Source organism: Acinetobacter lwoffii (genome assembly GCF_024129115.1).
In the GTDB taxonomy this organism is placed as follows: Bacteria; Pseudomonadota; Gammaproteobacteria; order Pseudomonadales; family Moraxellaceae; genus Acinetobacter; species Acinetobacter lwoffii_T.
Genome location: NZ_JAMXXO010000037.1, coordinates 1 through 8,589, shown reverse-complemented (window position 1 = coordinate 8,589; position 8,589 = coordinate 1). Strand labels below are relative to the sequence as shown.

General features: G+C 31.8%; 6 protein-coding genes and 1 pseudogene. 1 reads left to right on the top strand and 6 read right to left on the bottom strand.

All coding sequences use genetic code 11. The features are described from left to right. The 3 genes and pseudogenes from NI470_RS15805 to repM (NI470_RS15225) all read right to left on the bottom strand — a co-directional run. A pseudogene (locus NI470_RS15805) lies at positions 1 to 596 on the bottom strand (hypothetical protein); the annotation flags it as partial. Between the two features lie 459 nt (positions 597 to 1,055). After that, positions 1,056 to 1,601 carry a plasmid replication DNA-binding protein gene (locus tag NI470_RS15230; protein WP_253148948.1) on the bottom strand — a complete coding sequence of 182 codons (546 nt, stop codon included), beginning with the start codon at positions 1,599 to 1,601 and terminating at the stop codon, positions 1,056 to 1,058. 67 nt (positions 1,602 to 1,668) lie between these two features. After that, positions 1,669 to 2,592 (bottom strand): replication initiation protein RepM, encoded by a 924-nt coding sequence (repM, locus tag NI470_RS15225; protein ID WP_253148947.1) that lies wholly within the window; start codon positions 2,590 to 2,592, stop codon positions 1,669 to 1,671. 1,386 nt (positions 2,593 to 3,978) lie between these two features. Between repM (NI470_RS15225) and NI470_RS15220 the strand changes: the two genes are divergently transcribed. Further along, positions 3,979 to 5,034: an acyltransferase family protein gene (locus NI470_RS15220; RefSeq protein WP_253148944.1), complete on the top strand. Its 1,056-nt coding sequence runs from the start codon at positions 3,979 to 3,981 to the stop codon at positions 5,032 to 5,034. Positions 5,035 to 5,200: 166 nt separating this feature from the next. On the opposite strand, the gene NI470_RS15215 is transcribed toward NI470_RS15220, so the two are convergent. The 3 genes from NI470_RS15215 to NI470_RS15205 form a co-directional block, all read right to left on the bottom strand. Next, a complete protein-coding gene (locus NI470_RS15215; RefSeq protein ID WP_253148942.1) occupies positions 5,201 to 5,764 on the bottom strand; it encodes a plasmid replication DNA-binding protein in 564 nt (187 codons plus the stop codon). Positions 5,765 to 5,827: 63 nt separating this feature from the next. Beyond that, positions 5,828 to 6,721: a replication initiation protein RepM gene (repM, locus tag NI470_RS15210; RefSeq protein WP_253148940.1), complete on the bottom strand. Its 894-nt coding sequence runs from the start codon at positions 6,719 to 6,721 to the stop codon at positions 5,828 to 5,830. Positions 6,722 to 8,130: 1,409 nt separating this feature from the next. After that, positions 8,131 to 8,589 (bottom strand): YadA C-terminal domain-containing protein (locus NI470_RS15205; RefSeq protein WP_253148938.1); only part of this gene is annotated, 459 nt, incomplete at its 5' end.

Below are 8,589 nucleotides of genomic sequence, written 5' to 3'. Positions count from 1 at the left end.
ATACGAGCATTGCGTTCAGTAGTTACTTCTTGATCTGTATAAGTATTGGCTGAAGATAAAGTTGCTACATCACCAGCGATACGAGCATTGCGTTCAGTAGTTACTTCTTGATCTGTATAAGCATTTGCTTGTGTAGAAATAGTACTACTTAGGTTATTAAGTTGAGATACATTAACGGCATCAGTTGCATTAACACCATTAGCTACTCCAGATAAAGTAATAGGACCGTTACTTGAATTGCTTAAGGAAACACCACTATCGCTAACTGTTAGTTGATTACCATTACCTGTAGTTATTTGTGTAGCAAGCTTACCAGATGTAAAAGTTGCTATTTGTGAATTTGTACCGTTATAAACAGTAAAGTCACCTATACTCCCGTCATCTGTATTTACATTTACAGATACATGGTTTGTATCACTGCCTAATGAAATATCAGCGTGAGCAAGTGGAGTACTGATCGCTATTGCAATTATAGATAATTTAAAACCTTTTAACATTTTGCAGCGCATCCTTAATTTAAGAGATTTTTTTAACTTTGATAATGATAATAAAGTCACAAAATTTAAACAAAATAAAACTTTTTTTTCAATATACATATTATAAATATGAGAAGTATTTCATATAAAATTTAGATTTTACAAATTTTATCTCAAAAGTTGTGTTAAGTGATTTAGCTTACTTTGGAGTTCTATTTTTAAAAGATATGCATGAAACTGTTCATTTTATTGACATAATCTTGCTAGATAAATTGGGTAATTTATATGAAAAGCACCTTAATGAACGTGTACTAAATTGTACAAATCTGGCCACTTCTTATCCAAAGAATTGTCTGCAGAAATTGGCGATTGTTTAGGTTATCTTTTTTTATTTTATCTTAAATTAACATAATACACCTTATACGAAATGCTATTTTTATTTCATATAAATCATAGTCTTATCGTGTAGTAAAAAGCCCAGGCACACCGTTCTGGGCTTTTTTAGCACTTTAACCTGTTCCACGCCTACTATTTAACCAATGTTCCACGGGTTTGTTCATCTGAATTAAACAATAATCGTTAATCATAGGGTCTAAAAAACCGACTCCAAAAGCCCCTTTTCTTAGGTTCAGGTTCTACATGTTCAGGGATCGGAATCCGTTTAGGTTCGGTAGTAGTCAATCCGTCATGTTTCGTATCATCGGTGCTCGGTTCTGGCTGTACCTGAGCTGCATTCGCTTGCGACTGTTCTTGATCGGTAAACGTAGTCATATTGGCTTTTGGAGCTTCCAGTAAGCGCTGCATAGCTTCAATCTGTTCTTGATAAAACGATTCACGTTCTAATGATTGATTTTCTCTCTGCACTGCCTGATTTAACTGTTTTTCCAGTATGTCAACTTGACGTTTTAGTAAGTCAACTTCTGTCAAGTTTTGACTGTTAGTTGATTGACTCTGGTTGACAGTAGAGTTGTTCTTTTGAGGTTCTCCAAACACTCTCAAAGCTTCTGCAAAGTCAATTAAACCATCAGATCCTTTTGATAAATTCCCTTTTTTTATATGAGCATAGACAGCCTGTCTAGAATATCCATATAGTTTTGCTAGTTCTGAAACTGACAGTTTTTTCATTATGTAAACCAGTTTTCAAATTGTGTTAATAGTTGACTGTTAACTTTACTATGTCAATTGACATCATTTATTGAAAGCCAACTTTTCGAAGTAATGGCATAAGTTCTTTTAATTTACTTGGTTCTTGTAGCATAGTTACAATCCGCGCAGCAAACTGTTCATAGCTTTCAGTACCTTGTGAAAGTTTAGCCATCTCAGGAAGTTCTGATAATTTACTAGCAAACAAATAGCGTTGTGCATCTGTTAAATTGATTTTTATCTCTTTGTCATGGCCAATATTATTGGTTGTATTCGTTACTGGCTTCTTCTGTTTAAAGCTAAATGAAAAGCCTGTAATAGATCTGCCTGTTTTATGTTGTTCAACGTTGACAATAATATCGGTATGTTCATTTACTTGTTTTAATGCAATGTCCAAAACATATTTCTTAAAATCGTACATTCTTTTATATTCAGTCTCGAGTACACCTATTTTTTGTCTGAAATCGTAGATATTTATAAGAGGCGTTTTTCCAGTGCTACGCCATGCAATCAATATTTCATATAAACGAACAGCATAAGCACTCGTTAAATTACTTATTTGTTGTATCTCATACTTCGTAAATTGCTCTTCTAGCCTAGTAATTAAAGGCACAATAGCGGGAGCAAAAATAAGTCTAACAACAGCCTCATTATCAATATAAGCAACCTCGCTTACCCATCTTGACTTGTGATTAATAACATTACCTTTTTCACTAAGACTCTGATAACTGAATTGTCTTGCAAATAGGTCATCACAAGCATCTTTTAATGCCTGATAAGCAGTATTTCGATGTACACCAAATTGATTGATATAACTTTCAGCATGAACTGTTAATGGATCATTAGCATTTATCCCTTTACCTGATTCTCTGGCTTCAACGATAGCTAAAAGAATTAATCGTTGTTCTACTAGATCAAGGTTATAACTAGCATTAATTAAAGCGTTATCTTTGACAATTAGTTCTGTTTTCATATGAAAAAGTTATATTTTTAAGTCAATAAGACGAGGCTATATTATTAACTCGCTTAATGCAAGGTAAACCTCGTTTTAATGCAAGGTAAACCTCGTTTTAATGCAAGGTAAACCTCGTTTTAATGCAAGGTAAACCTCGTTTTATAATCTCTAAAATCCTTACAAATTAAGACCTTTAGCGCATCTAAAAGCATTTAAAATCTTTAAAAATAATTAAAAGCCCAAACCATGAAAAATTGCCCTTGGTTTTCGCTACGCTCAAACTCTATTGAATCTCGCTTTCGCTCGATTCGTGGGGCAATTTTTTAGTTAATATTTTCGTGACTTTGAAAAAAAAGCAAATACAACTCGGAATTCGCTTCGCTCATAAAACTTTTTATTCGAGCTTCGCTCGATACATTGGCATAAATCCCGAATCGCTTTGCTCTATTTTTCCTATCTAGGAGCCAATACAGCATTGTAATCAGAGAAAAGACTTCTAGAATTTTAATTATGGGACGTCACTCGTAGACACTCGTTCGATTCTTGAAAGATAAATATAAAAACATAATCTAATTTGCTCTCATTTGCGATTTTTAGCCCCTGTTTACCAGTTTGTAAGGAGTGAGGGTGCTTTATATCTAAATAAGCCTTAAAACGCATTTAAAAGCGATTTTTAATCATGTTTAAAAAACTTGGTTTTAGTTTTGGGCTTTTTTCATTTTTGATCAGCAGATCGGAATGCACGCTTACGCGTTTCTCGGAGAAACTTAAATTAGATATCTTTAAATTGTCCTGATTGGACCAGTCTTTAATTTATTTATCTCTTCTGGAACATCATTTAAAAAATTAGTCATGACAAAAAAAATAGAGATAAAGCAAAGGAGGATTTTCTAGGGCAGGATAGGCAGCAGCCGTTAAATAGAGTTATTTGTGGCACAAAATTTAGTTGTGACGAAAAGAGAGCGGAGTGAGATTTCGTAAGTATACCGAGAGGAAGTTTGGCTATTTACAACCTAAAAAATATTATGGTTTCGTCTTTTTTATTAAAAAAATAACAATAAAATCAGTATTTTATATTAAAATGCCCTAAAATACGCATTATAGGGCATTTTAATATTTTTGTATATATATCAAAAGCTTATTTACATTAAAATAAAGTGATTTAACTAATGAGAATGAAAAAATAGGAGAAATTTTTATTGGTGAGAATATAGACACTTTAAATGGGTTCTAACAACCATACTTCGCATAAGAGATTTTATGTTAAATAACAATGGAATTTATGATGTAATATTTTGATAAATAATTAAAATTTCTGTTAAAATTTTTTTATTTCAGAATGTAAATAAAGTGATTGATTTCATTATAGTTCCTATTTTTATTCTTTGTTTAATCATTACATGTATGATTATTAATAAATTTTCCTTCAATGCTACAAATTTTGATTCCTTAGTACGTAATTCCCCTTTGGATGGATTACGTGGCATATTGGCATTGAGTGTATTAGTTCATCATTTTTACATAACATATTTTTGGAAAACTACGGGTCTCTGGAAAAGACCAGAAAGTGACTTATTAAATAATTTTGGTGCTATAGCTGTATCATTCTTTTTTTTAATTACTGGATATTTATTTATAAGTAAAATACAAAAAGAAAAAATTAATTGGAAACAATTATATATTTCAAGAATAAGAAGAATAGTTCCTCTTTATTTATTTGTTGTTATTATAATATTTTCTATAACTCTAATTTATATAGATGTTCCTTACAGCATAGTAGAATTATTTAATTGGATGGGTAGATGGATTTTATTTAGAGGTGGTGACTTAGAAGGATTTCCAACAGGTATAATTATAGCAGGCGTTAACTGGACACTTACTTATGAGTGGGCTTTTTATCTATTATTACCATTACTGCATGCTATTTTTCATCGAAAATTCAATAATAAAAAAGTGTTATTTTTTTCAATTTTAATATTTTTTTTCATGGTTTATAAAACATCTAAGAGTATATACCTATTATTTTTACTTTCTTACCCTGCTATTTATTATAAGAATGAAATTAATATATTTTTTAATAAAAATAAAAATAAATTATCATTGTTTTTATCATTATTATTAATTTATTGTGCTTTTTTTACAACAGCATATTCTCTTCAGCAAAAAATTATCTTAGGAGTAATATTTTGTTTTATGGCCAATGGATTCAGTTTTTTTGGAGTTCTCAATATAAGAAGTATGAAAATATTGGGGGATATTAGTTATAGTACATATCTTATACATGGTTTAATTTTATACATTTTATTCACTATCCTAAATATATTCAACTTTAACAATAGCTTATATCTATATTATATGTATTTCCCATTAGTGTTTTTGATTGTAGTTTTAGTTTCATTTGCAACTTATATCTTTATAGAAAAACCATTTTTACATCGTAAGATTATTAATAAAAGCTAAAATTAACATAATACACCTTATACGAAATTCTTGATATTTCTCTTTAAATATCAGTATATTAAATTAAGCCGCTCTGGACATTAGGGCACCAGAGCGGCTTTTTATTGATTATTCATGTTCCACGCTCAATAAATAAACAACGTTCCACGGTTTTGTGTAGCCCAGGTTAACCATAAGGCAGGAAAAAACGGCTCAGAAAGCCCCTTTTTTTTGGCTCAGGTTCAACATGTTCTAGTACAGGAATACGTTTGTTCTCTGGAGTAGTCAATTCGTCCTCTTTAACCTGTTTTAACTGAATATTTGTTGCTATATCAGTTGGGTTCGGCGAAGTATTACTTTCAATATTATCTTTATTAGGTTCAATACTAGCTTTAGGTGGCTTCATTTCAATTAGTGTAAGAAGCGTATCGATACGAGCATTAGCTTTAGTCTCTCTATCTTCTGCCTTTTCTAATTGTTTCTTCAAAAAGTCGATCTGATTTTTTAGCTCTACTACCGTTTTATCAGTGTATTCGGGTGTATCGAGGTTCCGTATTGGAGGTGTATCAATACGTTTTGACTGTTTTCCCGAAAACGGTTCACCATATACGCGCAATAATTCGGAAAAGTCTATAAAGCCATCATGATCACGGCTTAATACCCCATTTTTTATATCTTTATAAAGTGTAGCTCTAGATTTTTTATACAGTGTGGCAGCATCACTAACACTGTATTTTGTACTTGTTTTCATAGTGTATTACTGTGTATTTACGATACGTATTGAAGAATACAATAAGTGCATTCTTCAATACACTCAAGGTTTGAAGCCTAAGTTTCTTAAGTAGGGTAAAAAATGTTTCTGTTGTTTTGGATCTCTAAGTTTTTCCTTAATTTTTGAAGCTAATATTTCATAGCTCTCACCCTCAAGGGCTAAATGAGAAAGCTCATGTAGGCGTGAAAGTTGATTACCAAACATATTGATTTGAGCATCTGTTAGCTTATAAAACTCTTTTGGTATATCTGAATTTTGGTGACTAAGACTTTTAGCTTTTTCTTTAAAACAAAAAATTATGTGAGTAACTTTACGCCCTGTCTTTTTCTGCTCATAGGTCACACGTAAAGGACTATATTCATTTATTTGATCGACAGCAGTATCAATTACTCTTTTTTTGAAATCAGCAAATAATGGGTATTTTTTACCAAGTTCCAGCATTGTTCTTAGATTATCAACAGAAATTTCACGCTTACCTATTTGTCGATATTGCACCAGTAATTCATAAATACGGATACCGTACCCACTATTGATGCCTGCTATGTCAGATAGAGCATATTTAGTAAATTCTCTACTTAAGTTAGATATAAAGGGCAAAATTGGTTTTGAAAAGCGAATGCCAATCACACTTTGACTATCTAAAAACTGGATCTCTTGTACCCATCTCATTTTAATAGACTTATCATCAACAGTAAGGTTAATGGATCTTTCATAAAGTCTATTAATTCCTTCTTTCAGATCCCTATAAGCTGTTTTCTCGTGTACCCCTAAGAGCTGTAATTCATTAACGCTGACTGGGTATAACTCATCATCTGTTATGGGCTGACTCTTTGGAATACGTGAAATGGCTGCTAAGACAATACGTTGCTCTATAGCACTTAATTGATATGAAGCTTCTATAACTTGATTTGATTTTACAACTTGATTCTTATCCAAAATAAAACCATTTATTTTTTAATATATGACAAATATATACTTGTCATAGTTGGTAGTCAATCCGTCATAGTTAAGTAGTCAATCCGTCATAGTTAGTAGTCAATCCGTCATAGTTAGTAGTCAATCCGTCATATTTAAACTCTGAAACTCTTGCTATATAAGGGATACAGAGGTCTGAAAAGATTTAAAATATTTAAAAATAATTAAAAAGGAGATTTGAAAAATTGCCCTTGGTTTTCGCTACGCTCAAACTCTATTGAATCTCGCTTTCGCTCGATTCGTGGGGCAATTTTTTAGTTAATATTTTCGTGACTTTGAAAAAAAAGCAAATACAACTCGGAATTCGCTTCGCTCATAAAACTTTTTATTCGAGCTTCGCTCGATACATTGGCATAAATCCCGAATCGCTTTGCTCTATTTTTCCTATCTAGGAGCCAATACAGCATTGTAATCAGAGAAAAGACTTCTAGAATTTTAATTATGGGACGTCACTCGTAGACACTCGTTCGATTCTTGAAAGATAAATATAAAAACATAATCTAATTTGCTCTCATTTGCGATTTTTAGCCCCTGTTTACCAGTTTGTAAGGAGTGAGGGTGCTTTATATCTAAATAAGCCTTAAAACGCATTTAAAAGCGATTTTTAATCATGTTTAAAAAACTTGGTTTTAGTTTTGGGCTTTTTTCATTTTTGATCAGCAGATCGGAATGCACGCTTACGCGTTTCTCGGAGAAACTTAAATTAGATATCTTTAAATTGTCCTGATTGGACCAGTCTTTAATTTATTTATCTCTTCTGGAACATCATTTAAAAAATTAGTCATGACAAAAAAAATAGAGATAAAGCAAAGGAGGATTTTCTAGGGCAGGATAGGCAGCAGCCGTTAAATAGAGTTATTTGTGGCACAAAATTTAGTTGTGACGAAAAGAGAGCGGAGTGAGATTTCGTAAGTATACCGAGAGGAAGTTTGGCTATTTACAACCTAAAAAATATTATGGTTTCGTCTTTTTTATTAAAAAAATAACAATAAAATCAGTATTTTATATTAAAATGCCCTAAAATACGCATTATAGGGCATTTTAATATTTTTGTATATATATCAAAAGCTTATTTACATTAAAATAAAGTGATTTAACTAATGAGAATGAAAAAATAGGAGAAATTTTTATTGGTGAGAATATAGACACTTTAAATGGGTTCTAACATTGAGCTTTTGGAAAGGGTGCATTATGTTAAGTTTAAATAAATCACGTCGGTCTATGCATTCTATTAACGTTTTGACTAAAAAAGCACTCTTAAAGTTAAACTTAAGAAAGTCCAATTTTAAGAGTGCTGATAAAAATCATCACTTTGTGAAAATGAGTTCCAGTAATTTTATAAATATTAAACTACTATACGATTAAATTTCTTACTTCCATTGGAAACCAAAAGATATACCACCACCAAAGTTACCGCGGCTGTTACCTGTTCCAGCAGCCTTATATACCCATTTATTGTTTTCAGTTACTCCACTGACTCCAACTGCATATCCTTGTTCTTTTTCCCACTGACCAACACTAAAGCTAACCATGCTATAACCAGCATTAGTCGGTTGAGGTAAAGAAGCTATTGCTATACTTGATGCTACTGCTGCTTGATATTTAGTTTCTAGATTGTTAAAACGTTGATCTGTATAATTATTTGCTGAAGATAAAGTTGCTACATCACCAGCAATACGAGCATTACGTTCAGTAGTTACTTCTTGATCTGTATAAGTATTGGCTGAAGATAAAGTTGCTGCATCACCAGCGATACGAGCATTGCGTTCAGTAGTTACTTCTTGATCTGTATAAGTATTGGCTGAAGATAAAGTTGCTACATCACCAGC